Raw genomic sequence first — 19,577 nt, forward strand, 5'->3', positions numbered from 1 at the left:
AAAATGTCTCACGGTCGCTGAACCGCTACAGTCTCCTGCATAATGACGGTCGAAATGGTTTTTCAGAAAGCCGGGTGAGCTGACGACCAAACCCTTGCTCCGTTTGAGCAAAGCATGCTCAAGTCCGCGAAAGATTTTCCCGATGATGTCCTTACGGGTCAACAGGCGGTGGACGTCCAGGCTCTCATAGATAACCGGTGTTTTCAACTTGGCATAGCGCTTGGCCAGAAAGGCGCAGGCGAGCATGTCCAGATTACGGGCATAAAGAACATCGGCGGACTTAAGACGCTCTGCTTCTAGCGCCGCTTTACGAGCCCCTGAAAATATCTGGCGAAACCGCTGAATAAAGGCACCATCGCGTGTGAGGCCGAGATCCACATTCTCCCACTCTGGGGCAACCTCGCGGCGGTGCATCATGAAGCCGATGACTTTCAACCCATCGGATTGAAACGCCTTAACGCGACGGCGCACGGCGGCGTCCGCCGCGTCATGACCAAAAAAGGCAATTGTGGTCATCGAAGTATCCATTCCACAGTTACCGGAGGGCCTTGTCAGCCCGCCGGCCCTGTTCGGGTTGAGCTAGTCAACGTCCACTTTCTCGGGCGTTTCGCTACTGTGTTCTGCCAGGCTTGGCGGCGTCTGAATGGCCTTTGGCCGCACACTGCCTTCGTTTTTCTTGCTAGCTGACTTCCACTTGAAGCCAAATAGCGAAGGCTTGGTCTCAATCTGGTAGTATTTTCGGTACGCATCATAGCCTGCGCCTGGATCACGATAGTGACGACGGCGGTTAAGATTGACCATGTTCAACGTCACGCCCAGCAAGTCTGCCTTGAAGGATTTCAGTAGTCCGAGAGACTGGCGCGCCGCAGAGCGGTTCGTATGGCGCCAACGCACAACCAAGATCGCCTTGTCGGTCTTGCCGGCAACAACTCGCGCCTCTGCCATCAGCAGCAGCGGGCCGGTATCAATCAGGATCAAGTCATACATTGACCGTAAACGGACGAGCAAATCATCGAATGCACGCGTGCCGAACACGTCATGCGGCGTGTGCCCTGTAAGCGAGAGCGGCAAGATGTCCAGCATGCTCTTCGGATCTTTGGTGATGGCGTCAGACAGCTGACCCGCACCGAAGAGATATTCAATGAAGCCGATTTCAGGCTTCAGGCCAGCTGCTTCCGTCAGCTGGCGGCGACGGAAATCACCATCAATGACCAGAGTACGAGCACCAGACATTGCAGACATTCGGCCAAGCGCAAGTGTAAGGCTGGTTTTACCTTCATCTGGCAGAGAGGATGTGATCGCCACCGTCTTGGTTTCGCTATCTAGGTCAGAAAACGCAATTGCGGCTCTCAGATATCTGACGCTTTCAGCAAAGGCCGATAACGGATTTTCGATCAGATAGTCCGCCGGATTCATTTGCCCAAAGCCCAGCGCATTGCTGGTTTTGATCAACGGAACCGTGCCGATGGCATTTACGCCAAGTTTCTTTTCGATGTCCTCCGAGGAGGAAATTTTCATATCGAACATTTCGGCCAACAGGGCCAGACCTGCGCCAAGAATGCCGCCCAGGACAGCGCCGATCAGCAGGTTCAGCTTGGTGCGCGGTGCGCTCGGGCTATGCGGAACGGAAGCGCTGGACAGGATAACAGCATCCGGCTCGATAAGATCGCTCTGCTCGCGCGTTTCCTTGGACCGGGAAATAAACTCTTCATACAGAACACGGCTGGTTTCGGCGTCACGCTGCAATTCACGAAGGCGCACATTCGCCAGATTGTTGCCGCGCAATTTGGATCCGGCCTGATTGATCTGGCCCTGCAAACGGTTCACCTGATCCCGTTTCACCTTCACCTCGTTTTCGAGGTTGTTAGCAATACGCTGCATCTCGGCCTGGATCTGGCGTTCGATATCGTCCTGCTCTGCCATGGCACCAATCAACTCGGGGTGCTGAGGTCCAAGACGTGTCTTGAGGTCTTCCACGCGCGAACGCACGGAAGACAATTGCTGCTTAAGGTTTGTAATCAACTGGGATTCCAAAACCTCGGAAATGCCATCCACACCGGCGCCGGATGCAAGCTGGCGCTGCAGGCTGTCATAGCGTGACCGTGCCCGGTTTAGCTCAACTTCGGCCTGGGTTTTCTGTGTTGTCAGATAAGAAATGTTCTGCTCGGTGATCGTGCCACCCATGGCAGTTTCCATGTCATTGTCCGCAATGAACTTGGCGACACGGTTTTCCTTTTCTTCGACTTCAGACTTAAGCGCCGATGTCCGATCCGTCAGCCACTCCGTTGCGCGGCGCGTGGCATCCAGCTTGGTTTCCATTTGTTGCACGCGATACTGATCGGCCACGGCATTGGCCAGGCGCGCCGCTGTTTCCGGAGACTCGCTGGTAACCGTCACACTGATCAGGTAAGTCGTGCCGACCCGGCCAACACTCACCTTTTTCATCAGCGCACCTACAACGCTGTCCTCAATGGAAGAATTGCGTTCGTCCACACTCATCCCTGCGAAGGGATCTTTCTTGTCGGTGTTCATACCGAACAAGGATTTGATCTGTCGGCTCAGCCCGTCAAGCATTCCCGGTTTTTCTTCGCGGAGTGTCCAGTTGAACTCCGGGTCTTCTGTCAGCTTTTGCTTATCAGCTACTTTCGTCAGCAGTGACTTGGACTGCATCACCATGACTTCGGTGTCGATTACGGCAGTTGAGGCAACCAGACCGCTCAGCACGCTGCCTAGGTCAATGACGTTCTGCTGCTCGGTATCCAGCTGCACAACCGCCGTCGACTTGTAAGTTGGTGTGGTGGTGAAGGTGACGTAAGCCACCAACAGGAAGACCGTCAGGAAGCTGATCGCAATCAACCAGAACCGTCTATAGACCGTCCCCAGAAGAGACTTCAGGTCTGTGGGCATTGCATTGCCGGTCGTCTCCGCTTCTGCGGGCACTTGAGACGGAAGTTCGAAACTGAATGTCTTGGACAAGAGACTATCTCAACGGTTCGTGTTGCGTAGATTGCAAGAGCGACCGACTGTTCTGCCGGTCGCTGGTTACAAGGGATTACGGGTAGATGCGAATGCCAACACCGATAACGTCGACATTGAAGCTCTGATCGCCGACAAAGAAGGTGCCGCTGCGGTCGCGCTCAAGGTGACGAACAAAGCCGTTCACATGAACGCGCTTGTTGAGTTTGTAGGTACTCGACAGCATCAGATCGACCACATCATCGCTGCGATCAACTTCTTCGAAATCATAGGTCGAATAGTCAGCCTCGGCTGAGAGAATGATGTTGCGATACAGTTCGTGGTCCACGCGGGCGCCCAGATTACTGCGAACAGAGCTTGGTGCGTTGCGAATGCCGCTGTCTTCAGAGCGGCGCCCCCCTGTAAAGGTCACCGTGGTCAGACGGGACGGGAACCATTGAATACGGGCATCAACAGCCAGGCCGCTAACATCATCAAAGAAAGAATCATCCTTCTCTTCGTTCAAGTACCCCACGGACACATCACCCCGAATAAGGCTGCTCAGCTCGAAATCCGTCCCGACGGACACAGTGTAACCCTTTGAGTCACGAGAGCGCGGCAGGCCATCAATGATGACCTCATTATCGTAATCCCGCTCATTCACAGAGCCCTGGCCATACACGGCCACGTTCGGCGAAATCGCATAGGACAGACGCGAATAGAATTGCGTCGTCGTATTATCGCGGAAGTCCTGATCCAGCGTCACGCCGTCCGCCGTCTGGGCGTCATCATAATCTGTTTCGCTGACACTTGCGATGTTTCTCCAGCGCACACGATCATTCGTATAGTTCGCGCTGACTTCAGCACCTGTGCGTGTATAGACAATCGGTTTCAAAAGGCCTGCCACATTGGACGGATCGGAAACCTGGTCGGCGCGCTCCTGGACAAAGGCGGCAGCGCCGAGCGATAGCTCACGCGTCACATCCAGACGACCGCGAAGGCGGGCGCTGATATCGTTTGCGGAGCGCTTGCTGAAATCCTGATACTCATCGCGCGCGGCGGAAACATCCAGACCGATCTCGTGAACGTTCCAATTGGTCCGGGCGGACACATCTGCGCCAATGCGCGCGATGACATCAGACTCTTCATTGGACGATGTACCCAATGCGTTGCTGGTATAGGCTACAGACGCATTCAGATTGGAATTAACCAGAAACGCTCCGAGACGGATCGGCTCCGGGTCGAATTGCGGCTGGCGGCGCTCGCTGACAGCTTCATATTTGTTGCGGCTGTAATAGTCGCTAGACTGGGCGACAGCGCTCCCCGCGATTGCAGCTATAATGGCGCCAGTTGCGACCCCCGCAAGGCTAACACGCTTAACACTCAACATATCCATCACTTCCCTGGATTATAATCTTTCCGGCGTAAAAACCGGTATTTCCACCAAAACCTCAAGCAAAACTCATACCATCATTTCGGGGAAAGAGTGATGCCCTGATAAATGAATACGATGTGCATCGCGTAAGCAAAGTCGGTCAAATTAAACGTACCCCTACTCACTCAACCGTGACCGGACTGGGGCACAGGCAAGGCAGAGTTTGGATTTTTATTGAAATACAACGCATAAGCGAACGCCCGAGACGTGGAATACACGTCTCGGGCGAGCTATCCGGACGCAAATCCGGAAAAATTAATTATTAACGGGGCCGTATCACGAAAGGTGTGAAATGCCCTGTTTTCAGGCTTCGGAGCGCTTATTCAGCCGCTGCAGCCATGTCAGCACCGGACAGGTCGGTGTAGCGTTTCAAGTGATGATCGACGTTTCCGAATTCGGAATCAATCATTGTGATACGCTTGAAGTAGTGACCGACAGCCAACTCGTCCGTCATGCCCATGCCGCCATGGATCTGAACAGCTTCCTGACCGACGAACCGTCCACCCTGGCCGATCCGTACCTTGGCAGCAGATGCCGCCTTTTTGCGGGTTACTGCGTCTTCATCCAGCTTCAGCGTAGCCATATAGGTCATGGAGACCGACTGCTCGTACTCCATGAACATATCGACCATGCGATGCTGCAGAACCTGGAACTTGCCGATCGGCACGCCGAACTGCTTGCGCTGACGGGAATAGTCAACCGTCATTGCATGGGCCACTTTCATGGCACCGCAGGCCTCTGCGCACAGGGCAGCAATCGCTTCGTCGGACACCAACTCAACCAGCGGCAGGCCATTGTCGACTTCGCCAACCACGGATTCTGCACCAACGGAGACGTTCTCAAAGTACACTTCAGACGCGCGGCGACCATCGACCGTCGGATAGTCACGGGTGGAGACCCCGTCCGCATCCCTTGCCACGACGAACACGGTCACGCCATTCTTGTCACGACGGTCCCCGGAGGTGCGCGCCGTAACGATGAAGTGCGTTGCCCATGGGGCACCGATCACGACCGCCTTGTGGCCGTTCAAAACGAAGCCGGAGCCGTTTTTATTCGCGGTGGTTTCAAGGTCAGCCAGATTGTAACGGCCCTTCGGCTCGGCATACGCAAAAGCGAAGATCATCTCGCCGGACATCACGCCGCTGAGATATTCTTCCTTCTGTGCATCAGAGCCACGTTTCAGGAAACCGCCGCCGCAAACAACGCTTGGCAGGTACGGCTCGACCACGAGGCCTTTGCCGAACTCTTCCATTACGACCATCGCGTCGATCGGGCCGCCACCAAGGCCGCCGTCTTCTTCGCTGAAGGGTGCCATTAGCAGGCCAAGCTCTGCGAACTGGGCCCACATCTCCGGACGCCAGCCGGACTCGGAGGCAACTACCTTGCGGCGTGTTTCAAAGTCATATTGTTCCCGGATCAGCCTTGCGAGGCTGTCGCGGATCATTGTCTGTTCTTCTGTAAAATTGAAGTCCATGTTTGGGTCCTCCCTGCCTCGTGCGCCTAAAGGCCGAGGATCATCTTTGAAATGATATTGCGCTGAATCTCGTTCGATCCGCCATAGATCGACGTCTTCCGCATGTTGAAATAGGTCTCTGCGGCATAGTTCGAATGATCCGGGCCAACGCCGAAATCATTTTTGCCATCTGCTTCCATGCCATAGGCATATGGCGCACCATAATAACCGACGGCTTCCAGGGTCAGTTCGGTCAGACGCTGCTGAATTTCCGTCCCCTTGACCTTCAGGATAGAGCTTTCAGGACCAGGACCCTTACCAGCCGCTTCAGATGCCAGCGTGCGCAGTTCGGTGAACTCCAGCGCCGTCAGGTCAATTTCCAGCTGGCTGATCTTGCGGGCAAATTCCGGCTGCTCCAGTAGCGGCTCACCATCGACCAACTCGTTGGTCGCGATATTGCGCAGACGCTCAACACCGCGCTTGGAGCGGGCAACGCCGGCAATGCCGGAACGCTCGTGCGCCAGCAGGAACTTGGCATAGGTCCAGCCTTCATTCTCGACGCCGACGAGGTTCTCGACCGGCACGCGGACATCCGTCAACCAGGTCTCGTTCACTTCGTGCGTGCCGTCGATCAACTTGATCGGCTTCACTTCGATGCCCGGCGTCTTCATGTCGACCAGGATGAAGCTGATGCCTTCCTGCGGCTTCTTTGCGTTCGGGTCTGTCCGGCACAGGAAGAAGCCCCAATCAGCGTGCTGGGCGAGCGTCGTCCAGGTTTTCTGGCCATTGATGACATAATGGTCGCCATCCCGGACGGCTGTGGTTTTCAGGCTGGCAAGGTCAGACCCCGCGCCGGGCTCGGAATAGCCCTGGCACCACCACACATCACCCGACAGAATGCCCGGCAGGTGGCGTTCCTTCTGCTCTTCATTACCGAAGGTGTAGATCACCGGGCCGACCATGGAGACGCCGAAGGGCAGAGGCATCAACGCGTCAACGCGGGCATTCTCTTCAGACCAGATATATTTCTGCGTGGAGGTCCAGCCCGTGCCGCCATATTTCTTTGGCCAGCTGGGGGCGGACCACCCCTTTTTGCCAAGCACTTTGTGCCACGCCAGAAATTGTTCGCGCGTCAGATCCTCGCGCGTGCCCATTCCTTCGAGCTCTTTGGGATAGTTTTCGCGGATAAATTCGCGAACTTCATTTCGGAAGGCAATTTCTTCCGGTGTAAAATCGAGATTCATGACGGCTCCTCACTGCGCGCCTTCAAGGCGTCGAATGCTACACTCTTTTCCGTCATTTTGACGTGATGGCAAGGTGACGTGCGCGTAAACGTCAGGTTCTCGTCGCGGAAACTGCGTCAACCTGTTTCGGGCTGTGCGATAAAAGGCGCACATGCCGTTTTGAGCAGACTGATAGCAGTCGCAGAGCCCAGACCGCCTCCCGTCTGAAATTCCAGCTGCAGCAACGGCCGCAAGCCCAACCGCTCGACCGCCGCTTCGTGCGCGGGGCGGCGCGTCACGTGGGATGCTACGCAATGACTGATCGCCGAAGGGTCAATCGCATGCACCACGCCCGCCGCAATTGTGGTGGCAAAGCCATCCAGAACGACCGGAATACCCTGATGGCGGGCTGCGATGATTGCGCCGACACAAGCCGCCAGTTCACGTCCGCCTAGATAGCGCAATGCCTCCAACGGGTCAGACAGGTGCCCGCGATGCAGGGCCAACGCCCGGCTGACCAGATCGACCCGGCGACGCGACAGCTCTGCCGTAGCCTGACTGCTAGGGCGAACCCAGTAATCCGGAGACCCACCATACAGCGCGCAGGCGACAGCGGCGGCCGCTGTGCCTACACCAGCACCCGAAACGGCCAGCGCCAGAAGGTCTGGCTTGTCCTCGGTGGCTTCAAAGCCATAGGCAATGGTCGCGGCGCATTCGCGCTCGGACATGGCCGCTTCTTCGGCGATGCTGGGGGTCGGCTTGTCAATCGCAAGGTCGAATACTCTGATACCGGCACCGGCCTGCGTCGCGATGGCCGAGAGCGGCGCCTTGCCTTCGCGTAGCGCATCCACATGCGCCCGGGTGTCAGACTTGGTCGACATGGAGACGCCTTCTTCCTGAAGGCCATGGGAACTGGCGAACACCGCCAGGACAGGTTTCTCGATGCGTGGCGGGAATCTGTGCTGCCAATTGGCCAGCCATTCTGCAGCTTCACCCAGGCGACCGAAATCGCCTTCGCGGCCCATGCCGAGCAATGCCTCACGGACCTGCTGACCGGGAGTCCGGTCCAGGTCAACGCGCTGACGGATCAACGAGCGTGCATCTTCAAGCGGCGAAGTTTCGCGGGCCGGTTCGCTCAAGATAGTGCCTCCTTACCCATATGTAACGGGTTTCATACTATAACAGAGAATGGCAGAGCCTTGCGACAAGGTTTTATTACCTCATTTATGAGACAACTTGCTCTGTCGCCTGCCTTGGTTACCCTATATTTATGACAGTCCAATCAATAAAGTCCCCGTGCATAAAAGTGTGTGCTGTAGATGCCGCTACAGGCTTGTGCCTTGGCTGCGGCCGCACCCTGCCAGAGATCGGCAAATGGGTCTCGATGGGGGAAGCAGGGCGCGAAAAGGTGATGGCTGACCTCCCGGCCCGCATTGCGCGCCTGGAAGAACTAGGCAAACGATAGGGAGACAGGCGATGTTTGCAGGGAAACTTGTAGCGGGAGCTGTCACCGCCTGTGCGATCGCAGGCACGGTGTCCTTTCTTGTCGTTCCAGGTCTGCAAAATCGTGGTGTCCGCGTAGAGACCCTGCCGCCGGAATCCCTGCCTGCCCCGACCGAGAAAACCAGCTCTGTCAGCTTCGCCAATGCGGCTGTCATCAGCCGCGAAAATGACGGGCATTACTGGACCCGTGCCGAAGTGCACGGCACTGCGGTAAAATTCATGGTCGATACCGGTGCCAGCACCGTCGCTCTCACCTTTCGCGATGCCCAGCGTATGGGCCTCAATCCCGAAGACCTCGACTATCGCTGGGAGATACGCACAGCAGGCGGCATCACCTATGGCGCCGCCGTCACACTGGACAGCATCCGCATCGGCCAGGTCAAAGTGGAAAATGTCGACGCCATGGTTCTGCGCGACGGGCTGGAGCAATCCCTGCTCGGCATGACCTTTCTGGGCGAACTGTATTCCTACGAGTTCAAACAAAGCCAGCTCATCATACGCCGGTGATTTTCTCGCCGCCCTCGCCCTTGCCAACACCCACTTCCCAAGCGAAGCGCTGATCATCGCCTGCCCAGCGCGCATAGGCAACACGGCCGTCCAGGCCTGCCGCATCCATAAGATCACGATACCAATAGTCTGCCCCGGCATTCAGGCGCTGGGGGTGCACACCCCACAAGAGACACGCCGTGCGCAGGCGCTGGTCATCCAGCGAGCCATACAGGATCGGCGCAGCACCGCGCACGCGGGCAAATCTGGCCAGACGTGCAAAGGCGCCCGTCCGCAGGGCCAGCGCGGTTGCGCCTTCAGCCTCCGCCATGCCTTGCGCGGTCTCTGCTACGACATCAATGGCGTTACGCGCAGGCACGTCCCCTGAGAATTGCGACAGAGACCGTCGATAGTCTTCGGCCTCTTCGGTTGCCCGGATGATGCGCGACATGATTGTCACCGTCGTCGCAGGATGGCGACCCACAGCGGTTTCAGCCGACAGCATCACGGCATCTGCACCCTGATAGATCGCCGTTGCCACATCGGAAGCCTCTGCGCGGGTCGGCGCAGCATTCTCAATCATGGATTCCAGCATCTGCGTTGCCACAATGACCGGACGACCCAGCCCCCGCGCGCACCGGACAATCCTGCGCTGAATGATCGGTACTTCCTCTGGTGCAAACTCAACGCCCAGATCCCCGCGCGCCACCATGACCGCATCGGACGCCTCTACGATGGCATCCAGATTGGCAATGGCCGCAGGCTTCTCCAGCTTGGAGACGAGCGGTGCACGGCCATTTATGATGGCTTTCACCTCTTCCACATCCTCGACCGTCTGCGCAAAGCTCAGCGCGATGATGTCGACTCCAATCTCCAGCGCGAAATCGAGATCCTTGCGATCCTTCTCCGTCAGCGCCCGCACCGGCAGGGCCTTGCCGCGGACGGTGAAGCCCTTCTTGTCGGTCAGCTTGCCCGGCACATCCGCGCGCACCTTCGTGACATCGCCGACCGCCGTCACCGTGAAGATCAGCTTGCCATCGTCCACGAGAATGACATCGCCCTCTTCCAGCATGTCCACGATCTCTGCGTGGGGCACAGGGATCGTTTCTTCAGCATCCGTCGTCTCAGCGGCGATAAGCGCGTATTCCTGTTTGTAACGCAGGCGCAGTTCACCATTTGGCAGGCTGCCGACGCGCACTTTCGGGCCTTGCAAATCTCCCAGAGTGGCCAGCGGACGTCCGCTTTCCTTCTCGGCCGCGCGTACCGCGTTCAGCGCCTCCTGGTGTGCCGCATGTTCGCCATGGCTGAAATTCAGGCGGAAGACATCGACACCGGCATATGCCAGCGCGAGCACTTCACGCGGGCTGCGGCTCCCCGGTCCAAGCGTTGCAACGATCTTGGCGTTTTCGCCACTAAGCCGTTTGGTGCCCATGTCTGCCTCCCAATGACAAGGTTGTCTTTTCTCTTATACGACTCTTGTCCGGATTGCCAGACAAGCCAGTCGCGCCCATTGTGAATTTTATTGACCGCTGGGTGCATCCAAATGCTCATCTCGGTGCATCTCACCTGAAAAGGAGAAACCTGTCATGAAATACATGTCCGTCGCGCTGTTCATGCTGGCCGGGTGCGCGTCTGCGCAGCCTGTTGAGACTGCAGCCCCTGCTCCGGCCGCCTCTGACGATACCGTTCAGGTGATGGTCCTCGGCGTCTACCATTTCGCAAATCCGGGACTGGACCTTGTAAACACCGAAGCTGACGATGTGTTGACAGCAAAACGCCAGACAGAGCTTGAAGCCCTGGCCAGCCGTCTGGCAGAGTTTCAGCCGACAGCCATCGCAATTGAGCGCCAGCGCCCTGCCGACAGCCTCATGGATCCAGGCTTTGCTAGCTACACGCCTGCAATGCTTTCGGAAAAGCGTAATGAGACCGTCCAGATCGGCTATCGCGTCGCCGGACAGCTGGGGCTGGATCGCGTTTACGCGATTGACGAGGGTGAGGGCGAGATCCCCTTCTTTCCCTTTGACCGGGTTCAGGCCTTTGCTGAGCGCACAGGCCAGACGCAGGTGATAGACAACATGCTCGCCAAGGTCCAGGCAAGCGCAACCGCGCAGGAAGAAGCCCAAAAAAGCGAAACGATTTCCCAACTGCTCGCAGATCACAATCGCCCTGAGACTATCCAGTCAGAGCATGAGGATTACTATTATAGCCTCCTCAAGCTCTCAGACGCGGAAGATCATGCCGGCGCAGCCCTCAATTATGGCTGGTACGCGCGCAATGCGGAGATTTTCTCAAACCTGACCGAAGCCGCAGAGCCAGGAGATCGCATCCTCGTCATCTATGGCGCGGGGCACAATTACTGGCTACGCCATTTCATTCAGAACACGCCGGGCTATGAACTGATTGAAACCCTACCCTATCTGGAAGACTAACCGACCGCAAACGGATCATAATTGAGAATTGGCGCCAGCCAGCGCTCGGCCTTGCGGGTGTCCCATCCCTTGCGCCGGGCATAGTCCTCAACCTGGTCTTTCTCAATCCGTCCGACCGCGAAGTACACACTATCCGGATGCGCGAAGTACATGCCGGAAACGCTAGCCGCCGGGGTCATCGCGAAGCTGCTGGTCAGGGAGACGCCTATGCGATTTTCCACATCCAGCAGTTTGAAAAGGGTTTCCTTTTCGGTGTGCTCGGGCTGGCTGGGATAGCCTGGCGCCGGGCGAATGCCGCGATATTTCTCGGCAATCAGCTCCTCACAGGAAAGGTCCTCCTCCGGTGCATAGGCCCATAGCTCCTTGCGGGCACGCTCATGCATGTATTCGGCCAGCGCCTCAGCAAACCGGTCTGCCAGTGCTTTAACCATGATAGAGGAATAATCGTCGCCCTTGGTCTTGAACTCCTCGGCAATTTCTTCCGCCTGCGGACCAGACGTGACACAGAAGCCTCCGATCCAGTCATCGCCTTCCGGCGCGATGAAATCAGACAGGGCAAAATTGGCACGCGTATTGTCCTTCACCATCTGCTGGCGCAGCGTGTGGAACACATCGCCCGTGCCGAGACGGATGTCGTCACCATCAGAATTAGCCCTCCAGAAGCCAACCACAGCCTTCGGCTGGAACCAGCTTTCGCCAATCAGTATCTGCATCATGGCCTGCGTGTCGCGCCAGAGGCTTGAGGCCGCTTCCCCGACAATATCGTCCTTCAGAATTTGCGGATACTTTCCGGCAAGATCCCAGGCCGAGAAGTAAGGTGTCCAGTCGATATAACGCGCCAGCGTGGCGAGGTCGAAATCCTTGAACGTCTTCACGCCCTCATAGGTCGGCTTGGGCGGGCTGTAGGCACCCCAGTCCAGCTTCAGCCGGGCCTCGCGCGCCTCTCCCAGGGGCAGGCGCGGCTTCGGCGGCCCACCCGCACGGGATTCCCGCATACGCTCATAGCGCGCCCTAGTCTGGGTGACGAAATTGTCTTTCTCGTCTTCACTCAGCAGTGAACTGACGACCCCCACCGCACGGCTCGCATCCGCCACATGCACCACGGGCGCGCAGCGGATGGCCGGCTCGATCTTCACCGCCGTATGCGCCGGGCTGGTGGTCGCGCCGCCAATCAGCAGTGGCTGCGTCATGCCGCGACGTTCCATCTCGGATGCAACATAGACCATCTCGTCCAGACTCGGTGTGATCAGGCCGGATAGGCCGATGATATCGACATTCTCATTCGCCGCAGTATCGAGGATCGTTTCCGCTGGCACCATGACGCCCAGATCCAGAATTTCATAGCCATTACACGCCAGCACCACCCCGACAATATTCTTTCCAATGTCGTGCACATCGCCCTTCACCGTCGCCATAAGCACCTTGCCATTGGAAACATCAACCGTACCAAGACGTTGCTTTTCTTCCTCCATATAGGGTTCGAGCCAGGCCACAGCCTGCTTCATCACGCGAGCGGACTTCACCACCTGCGGCAGAAACATCTTGCCGGAACCGAACAGGTCCCCCACCACATTCATGCCATCCATCAGCGGCCCTTCAATGACATGCAGCGGACGCTCTGCCTTCAGGCGCGCCTCTTCGGTATCATCATTGATGAATTCCGTGATACCGTGCACCAGCGCGTGCTCCAGACGCTTCTCGACAGCAGCCTCTCGCCAGGAAAGATCCTTCTCCAGGCTCTTGCCCTTCTGGCCCTTGAAACCTTCGGCAATCTCGACAAGACGCTCGGTCGCATCGTCGCGGCGGTTGAGGATGACATCCTCAACCCGCTCTCGCAGATCCTTTTCGATATCATCATAGATATCCAACTGGCCAGCATTGACGATGGCCATATCCAGGCCCGCCGGGATGGCATGATACAGAAAGACTGAGTGCATCGCCCGGCGGACCGGCTCGTTGCCGCGAAAGCTGAACGATACGTTCGAGAGTCCGCCCGAAATATGACAACCCGGGCACGTCTTGCGGATGACCTTCGCCGCCTCGATGAAATCCACCGCGTAATTATTGTGCTCTTCAATTCCCGTCGCAACCGCGAAGATGTTCGGGTCAAAAATGATGTCTTCTGCCGGGAATCCTACCTCTTCCGTCAGGATACGGAATGCGCGCTGGCATATCTCCACCTTACGCGTTTTGGTGTCGGCCTGGCCGGTCTCGTCAAACGCCATCACCACGACCGCCGCCCCGAAGGCCAGGCATTCACGAGCCTGCTTACGAAACTGTTCTTCTCCCTCCTTCATGGAGATGGAGTTCACAATGGCCTTGCCCTGCACGCACTTCAGGCCAGCCTTAATGACTTCCCATTTCGAGGAATCGATCATCACCGGTACGCGGGCTATATCCGGCTCTGCCGCGATCAGGTTGAGGAAGGTGCGCATGGCCTCGGCGCCATCCAGCATGCCTTCATCCATGTTGACGTCGATAACCTGCGCGCCATTTTCCACCTGCTGGCGCGCGACCTCGACCGCCTCGGCATAGCGCCCTTCGGTTATCATCTTCCGAAAGCGTGCGGAACCTGTAACATTCGTCCGCTCACCGACGTTCACAAAAGTTTGCGAAGCTGCTGCTGTCATTTTCTCGTCTTCCCGGCATCGAGCGGCCAGTTGCCATCGGCCACGGGCGGAAATCCTTCCACGGGCCGGTTATACCAATAAATCCAGGCCATCTCGCCTGTCTCGCTTCCTGCATCATCCAGCAGGGGAATTTGTGTACGCAGGTAGAGACTTGTCTCCGGATCCTCCGTGACACCCTCAAAGGCATCCATAGCGGGCATGATGGCCGGATCGCTGATCTGCCAGCGAATACCATGGCATAGTTCGTCCCCATCTACGACCCCCGGAAATCCGCCCAGATCGACCATCCGCCCACGGAACCGGCAGGCCTCGCCAAACGCACCTGCCGTCGACAGCGGCAGATCCGCCGGCTGCCCTGCCGCGCCCAACTTCAGAAGGCCATAGAAAACGAAGAGGTCACCGGCTTCGACGTCGCGCTTAGTCATGATACTATCTCGAATGGCTCCAACCCCGCCAGGCGCATTGTGTGCTTGCTTGGCACGGGGGTGCGCGGTTTCACACCTTCCACGGCCTTTGCGATAGCCGCGATATGCTCCGGCGTCGTACCACAGCATCCGCCTAGAATGTTCACCAGGCCATCCTTTGCCCATCCGCCGACAGAGCCGGAGGTCTGTTCCGGTTCCTCGTCATACTGGCCCATCTCGTTCGGCAGGCCGGCATTCGGATAGGCAGCGACCAGTGTGTCCGCCACACGCGATAGCGCCGCGATGTGCGGCCGCATCAAATCCGCGCCGAGCGCGCAATTGAAGCCAATCGCAAAGGGTTTCGCATGACGTACAGAGTTCCAGAACGCCTCAACCGTCTGGCCGGACAGCGTGCGCCCTGACCGGTCCGTAATCGTACCGGAAATCCAGATCGGCAGCTTGTCCATACCCTCCTCTTCCAAATCCATGATCGCCTTGATGCAGGCCTTGCAGTTCAGCGTGTCCGTAATCGTCTCGATCAGATAAAGGTCCACGCCGCCCTCATTCAGGGCACGGATCTGATGGCGATAGGCATCATATACTTCATCAAAGGTGACAGAACGCGCGCCCGGATCATTCACATCGGACGACATGGAAAGCATCTTGTTCAACGGCCCGATAGAGCCTGCCAGGAAGCGCGGCTTGTGTGGCTCCTTCGCCGTCCACGCATCTGCCGCCGCCCGGCCGAGCTTTGCACCTTCCAGATTGATGTCCCACACTGATTGCGGGTCCAGTTTGTAATCGTCCTGCGCGATCACGGTCGCAGAGAAAGTGTTCGTCTCTGAAATGTCCGCCCCCGCACCATAATAGGCATTGTGCAGGTCGGTCACAATGTCCGGCCGTGTGATGCAGAGAATATCATTATTCCCCTTCATCTGGCCGGGATATTTGTCATCGCCAAAGCGGTCCGCCCGATAGTCAGCCTCCTCCAGGCCCCGGCGCTGGATCATCACGCCCCATGAGCCATCGAGAATGAGAATGCGTTCCTTTGCCGCCGCCTTCAGCGCCGCAATGCGTTCCTGTCTGTTCATTGTCTACAGCTCCATTGATCCGTCGTCGCGCAAAGGCGCATACGGGTTGTAGGCCACTTCCCAGAGGTGGCCGTCCGGGTCGGCAAAATAGCCGGAATAGCCACCCCAGAATACTTTTTCGGCGGCCTTTACCAGCCTGCCGCCAGCCGCCACTGCGCGCTCGATCGCTGCGTCGACGGAGCCCTCGTCAGCCTGGTTCCAGGCCAGCGTCACCGCGCGAAACCCTTGGCCCGCTGCTGGCACACCGGCATCCTCTGCCAGAGATTCTCGCCCGAACAGACCGAGCGCGACGCCGCCCATGTCAAAGAAGGCAACAGCCTCCTGAGAGGCTGCCGCCCGCTTCAGGCCCAGCGCCTCGTAATATGCGGCTGATGTATGCACGTCTGCCACGCCGAGTGTGACCAGCGTGATGTGGATCGGATTGTCTGCCATGATCAGGCCGCCTTTGCGGAATTGGGTTTCAGCCCCAGCAGGCGGCAAGTGGACAGCGCCAGCCCGGCCCGGTTCAGCGTATAGAAATGGAAGTTGCTCACCCCTTCATCCGACAACTGACGGCAAAGATCCGCTGCGACATTTGCAGTCACCAGCTCGCGCGTCTCTTCATCCTCATCCAAGCCTTCATACAGCTCGTGCAGCCAGTCCGGCAGACTGGAGCCGCACAGCGCGGCGATACGCTTCAGGCCCTTGAAGTTTGGCTGCAGCATGATGCCAGGCACGATCGGCATGGTCACACCGCCCGCACGCGCCTTTTCCAGAAAGTTTAGATAGACCTGCGGCTCAAAGAAGAATTGTGTGATCGCCCTGTCTGCGCCTGCATCCTGCTTGGCTTTCAGGAAGGCAATCTCGGCGTCCCAGCCCTGGCTCTCCGGGTGCAGCTCCGGATAACAGGACACGGAGATTTCAAAACAACGGCCGAGCTCCGGACGGTGCTCGCGAATGCCCTGGATCAGGTCAATCGAATCCCGGAAACCACCCGGATATTGCTCAAACTTTTCACCCATTCCGGCGGGCGGGTCTCCGCGCAAAGCCACAATGTGCTTCACACCCGCATCCCAATAGTCTTCGGCGACCGAGAGCACTTCCTCCTTGGTCGCCCCCACACAGGTCAGATGACCTGCGGGAGAAAGACTGGTTTCCTGTGCGATCCGGCGCACCGTGTCGTGCGTCCGCTCCCGCGTGGAGCCGCCTGCACCATAGGTGACAGAAACAAAGTCCGGCGCCATGGGCTGCAGGCGTTCGACGGTGTCCCACAGGCGATTGGCCATGGTCTCAGTCTTTGGCGGGAAGAACTCAAAAGATACGCTCGGCGCTTCGCCTTTGACGGTAGATGACAGCGGGCTCATGCAGTATTCTCCACGGAAGTCGCCGGTTTAAGGGCTCTCCATATGTTCACGGTAAGGCCTTCCTCTTCGCCAGCTGGCGGCGCGAAGGAAAGCGGGGGATCAATTGTCAGACCCGCATCGCTGGCCCAGGCAGACATCGCCTCATGGGACATGCCCAGACGATGATGACCATGCTCAGCGCGCAGGAACTCAAGGTCATGGGGCGCAAAGTCCACGATCAGCAATTTGCCACCGGACTTCAGCACACGCCCCGCCTCAGCAATCGCACGGTTTGGCGCGTCCATATAGTGCAGCACCTGATGGATGATAACGAGGTCAGCGCTCTCTGTCTCGAACGGCACGGAGGTGACATTGCCTTGGCGCACGCGCGCTGTCTCTATGCCGTCCCGCTCTAGATTCGCGCGTGCGACGGTCAGCATATGGTGGCTGAGGTCAATACCTTCTGCCTCTGCGGCCAGCGGCGCAAACAGGCTCAGCATACGGCCCGTGCCGGTGCCGAAATCCAGCATCCGAGCATACGGGCCCGGCCCCGCCAGGTCCAGCAGCGCCTTCTCGATGGCCTCGCTGGGCGAGTGCATGGAGCGCAGCCTGTCCCAATTCTCGGCAATGGACGAGAAATAAGCCTCTGCTGACGTGGCGCGCGCAGAGCTTACCTCTTCCAGACGTTCGGCATCTTTTGAAAGCTCCGGATCATCGTCGGAAAGCTGGAAAAAGAGCGAATCAAGGAAGATTTTGCCCATTCCCTGCGTCGCGGAGCGGTAAAAAACAAAGGAGCCCTCTGGTAATCTTTCAACCAGTCCGGCCGCCGTCAGCGCCTTCAAATGATGCGACAAGCGCGGCTGACTTTGCTCAAGCAATTGCACCAATTCGCCCACCGAAAGGTCTCTCTGGCGCAATAATGCCAATATTCTCAGGCGTGTAGGTTCACCTGCCGCCCGCAGACACTCTATGAGGGGAGAAATCCGTGAATTCATTTAATGATATAAACATTGATTTATATCTTTTTGCAATAGCGCTTGTCATATGTAATTTTAATTACACATTATAAAATTAAGTGTTGAAGGTGACACTCACAGCAACCATTTAGCGACTTCTACCAACGGGGTTAATGATATGTCCAAACGGCTTTTAGCATGTGTCATGGTTGCGGGCCTTACTGCCTGTGCCTCGACACAGACGGCGGAGACAGGCGTGGTGAATGACCCCTATGAAGGGTTCAATCGCCAGATGTTCGCCTTCAATAATGAGGTCGACAAATACGCTTTGGGCCCTGCCGCCAGTGCTTATGAGACCGTAACACCTCGCTTTGCACGCGACCGGATTGGCGATTTCCTGCAAAATCTGAAATCCCCCGTTATCTTTGTGAATGACATTTTGCAGGGCGAAGGCGACCGTGCCGGCACCACGTTCGGTCGGTTCATGGTCAACACAACCTTTGGCATTGCAGGCCTGTGGGATGTCGCGGGTTATAATGGCATCGAAGGTCATAATGAGGATTTTGGTCAGACCCTGGCCGTCTGGGGCGTCGACAGCGGCCCGTATCTGGTTCTGCCGCTGATGGGGCCTAGCACACCGCGTGATCTGTTCGGTAAAGGCATTGACCGCGCGATTGATCCCCTCACTTGGACCGAGTTCGACAACAATCCGGACCTGGACGATCATATCGCTATCGGACGCGCCGTACTCGGCGGGCTCAATGCCCGTGTCGCGCTGGATGATCAGATCGAACAACTGAACGCTCAGCCCGAGCCTTATGTCGCGCTTCGTCGCATCTATTCATCTCAGCGTCAGGCAGAAATCCGTAATGGTCGTCTGGATGAAGAAGAAGCGTACGAAGATCTCCCTGATTTTGACGAATTTGAAGACTAGCTCTGGCATCAGACCAGATACAGGAGCAATGAAGTGACTCACCTATTCCGACACCTCGCTGTGGCCGGCGCGGTGGTGATGATGACCGCACCCGCCGCCTTTGCGGATGCAAAAACCGAAGCATATGTGCAGAAGAATGCCAGTGAAGTGCTGGCATCTCTGAACGATCCGTCGCTGAGCGCTGAAGAGCGCACGGAGAAGTTCAACACCTATATGGACGAATTCACCGACATGACGGCGGTGTCGAACTTTGCCATCGGCAAATATGCCCGCCGTTTCAGCGATGATGAGCTGACCCGCTATCGCAAGGTTTTCCGCGAATACGCACTGGCCGTGTATGAAAACGAACTTGATGACTATCGCGGTGAAGCCGTGGTGGTGAAGGATTCGGTAGACCGCTCTCCTACCGATTCCATCGTGAATACCGTAATCAAACGTCAGGACGGCAAGGATATGGATGTCCGCTGGCGCGTCCTGTCTCGCGATGGCAAGTATCAGGTCGTCGATGTGGCGCTGAATCTGGATGGCAATCTGATCTGGCTGGCCATTGAGCAGCGCGCCCAGTTTCTGGCCCTGCTGGACCGCACCAATGGCTCTGCCGATGCGCTGATCGAGAAGATCGAAAGCATGAAGCAGAATCTGGAAAGCAAGAAGCGCAGCTAGGCCCGCTTTCCTGAACCGGACAAACAGCGCCCCTGGATGCAAAATCCGGGGGCGCTTTGTTTTGGTCTGCCCCCAGTAAAGTGGTCCAGAGTT

17 protein-coding genes and 1 pseudogene are annotated in these 19,577 nt (G+C 57.4%); 5 read left to right on the forward strand and 13 right to left on the reverse strand.

Annotated features, from left to right (window positions below):
• The 6 genes and pseudogenes from HY2_RS12115 to HY2_RS12140 form a co-directional block, all read right to left on the reverse strand.
• Positions 1-516 (reverse strand): annotated as a pseudogene (locus tag HY2_RS12115) (glycosyltransferase); the annotation flags it as partial.
• A 63-nt stretch (positions 517-579) separates the two neighbouring features.
• Positions 580-2,976, reverse strand: a complete 2,397-nt coding sequence (locus tag HY2_RS12120; RefSeq protein WP_112063338.1) for a GumC family protein — start codon at positions 2,974-2,976, stop codon at positions 580-582.
• Between the two features lie 76 nt (positions 2,977-3,052).
• Entirely contained in the window at positions 3,053-4,345 is a 1,293-nt protein-coding gene (locus HY2_RS12125; RefSeq protein ID WP_158534020.1) for an outer membrane beta-barrel protein, read from the reverse strand.
• Positions 4,346-4,709: 364 nt separating this feature from the next.
• Entirely contained in the window at positions 4,710-5,864 is a 1,155-nt protein-coding gene (locus HY2_RS12130; RefSeq protein WP_034827999.1) for an acyl-CoA dehydrogenase family protein, read from the reverse strand.
• 26 nt (positions 5,865-5,890) lie between these two features.
• The gene (locus HY2_RS12135; RefSeq protein WP_034828001.1) at positions 5,891-7,087 is read right to left on the reverse strand and encodes an acyl-CoA dehydrogenase family protein; all 1,197 of its coding nucleotides are present in this window, start codon (positions 7,085-7,087) and stop codon (positions 5,891-5,893) included.
• 116 nt (positions 7,088-7,203) lie between these two features.
• Entirely contained in the window at positions 7,204-8,205 is a 1,002-nt protein-coding gene (locus HY2_RS12140) for a nicotinate-nucleotide--dimethylbenzimidazole phosphoribosyltransferase (RefSeq protein WP_034828003.1), read from the reverse strand.
• Positions 8,206-8,336: 131 nt separating this feature from the next.
• Between HY2_RS12140 and HY2_RS12145 the strand changes: the two genes are divergently transcribed.
• Both HY2_RS12145 and HY2_RS12150 read left to right on the forward strand, forming a co-directional pair.
• Positions 8,337-8,531 (forward strand): DUF1289 domain-containing protein, encoded by a 195-nt coding sequence (locus tag HY2_RS12145; RefSeq protein ID WP_051594984.1) that lies wholly within the window; start codon positions 8,337-8,339, stop codon positions 8,529-8,531.
• A gap of 11 nt (positions 8,532-8,542) precedes the next feature.
• Positions 8,543-9,076 carry a retropepsin-like aspartic protease family protein gene (locus tag HY2_RS12150; RefSeq protein ID WP_051594985.1) on the forward strand — a complete coding sequence of 178 codons (534 nt, stop codon included), beginning with the start codon at positions 8,543-8,545 and terminating at the stop codon, positions 9,074-9,076.
• Here HY2_RS12150 and pyk read toward each other — a convergent pair.
• Complete coding sequence (pyk, locus tag HY2_RS12155) at positions 9,063-10,487, reverse strand: pyruvate kinase (protein WP_034828005.1); 1,425 nt, start codon at positions 10,485-10,487, stop codon at positions 9,063-9,065. The genes HY2_RS12150 and pyk overlap by 14 nt on opposite strands.
• A gap of 154 nt (positions 10,488-10,641) precedes the next feature.
• On the opposite strand from pyk, the gene HY2_RS12160 reads away from it, so the two are divergent.
• Positions 10,642-11,484: a DUF5694 domain-containing protein gene (locus HY2_RS12160; protein WP_034828007.1), complete on the forward strand. Its 843-nt coding sequence runs from the start codon at positions 10,642-10,644 to the stop codon at positions 11,482-11,484.
• Here the strand turns inward: HY2_RS12160 and metH are convergent.
• Genes metH through HY2_RS12190 form a run of 6 tightly spaced genes read right to left on the reverse strand, consistent with a single transcriptional unit; the run spans position 11,481 to position 17,926 of the window.
• Entirely contained in the window at positions 11,481-14,114 is a 2,634-nt protein-coding gene (gene metH / locus HY2_RS12165) for a methionine synthase (RefSeq protein ID WP_051594986.1), read from the reverse strand. The genes HY2_RS12160 and metH overlap by 4 nt on opposite strands.
• Positions 14,111-14,539: a gamma-glutamylcyclotransferase family protein gene (locus HY2_RS12170; RefSeq protein ID WP_034828009.1), complete on the reverse strand. Its 429-nt coding sequence runs from the start codon at positions 14,537-14,539 to the stop codon at positions 14,111-14,113. Before HY2_RS12170 ends, metH begins: the two co-directional genes overlap by 4 nt.
• On the reverse strand, positions 14,536-15,609 hold the full coding sequence (locus HY2_RS12175) for a homocysteine S-methyltransferase family protein (protein ID WP_034828011.1): 1,074 nt from the start codon (positions 15,607-15,609) through the stop codon (positions 14,536-14,538). Before HY2_RS12175 ends, HY2_RS12170 begins: the two co-directional genes overlap by 4 nt.
• Positions 15,610-15,612: 3 nt before the next feature.
• A complete protein-coding gene (locus HY2_RS12180) occupies positions 15,613-16,041 on the reverse strand; it encodes a VOC family protein (RefSeq protein WP_034828013.1) in 429 nt (142 codons plus the stop codon).
• Between the two features lie 2 nt (positions 16,042-16,043).
• On the reverse strand, positions 16,044-16,952 hold the full coding sequence (gene metF / locus HY2_RS12185; RefSeq protein WP_034828014.1) for a methylenetetrahydrofolate reductase [NAD(P)H]: 909 nt from the start codon (positions 16,950-16,952) through the stop codon (positions 16,044-16,046).
• Positions 16,949-17,926, reverse strand: coding sequence for an ArsR/SmtB family transcription factor (locus HY2_RS12190; protein ID WP_034828016.1), 978 nt, complete (start codon positions 17,924-17,926; stop codon positions 16,949-16,951). The genes metF and HY2_RS12190 overlap by 4 nt, the downstream gene beginning before the upstream one ends.
• Positions 17,927-18,065: 139 nt before the next feature.
• On the opposite strand from HY2_RS12190, the gene HY2_RS12195 reads away from it, so the two are divergent.
• Positions 18,066-18,821 carry an MlaA family lipoprotein gene (locus HY2_RS12195; protein WP_034828018.1) on the forward strand — a complete coding sequence of 252 codons (756 nt, stop codon included), beginning with the start codon at positions 18,066-18,068 and terminating at the stop codon, positions 18,819-18,821.
• A 33-nt stretch (positions 18,822-18,854) separates the two neighbouring features.
• Complete coding sequence (locus tag HY2_RS12200) at positions 18,855-19,484, forward strand: MlaC/ttg2D family ABC transporter substrate-binding protein (protein ID WP_233346217.1); 630 nt, start codon at positions 18,855-18,857, stop codon at positions 19,482-19,484.
• Positions 19,485-19,577 lie beyond the last annotated feature (93 nt).

Origin of the sequence: Hyphomonas pacifica (genome assembly GCF_000682675.1) — a bacterium.
Classification (GTDB): domain Bacteria; phylum Pseudomonadota; class Alphaproteobacteria; order Caulobacterales; family Hyphomonadaceae; genus Hyphomonas; species Hyphomonas pacifica.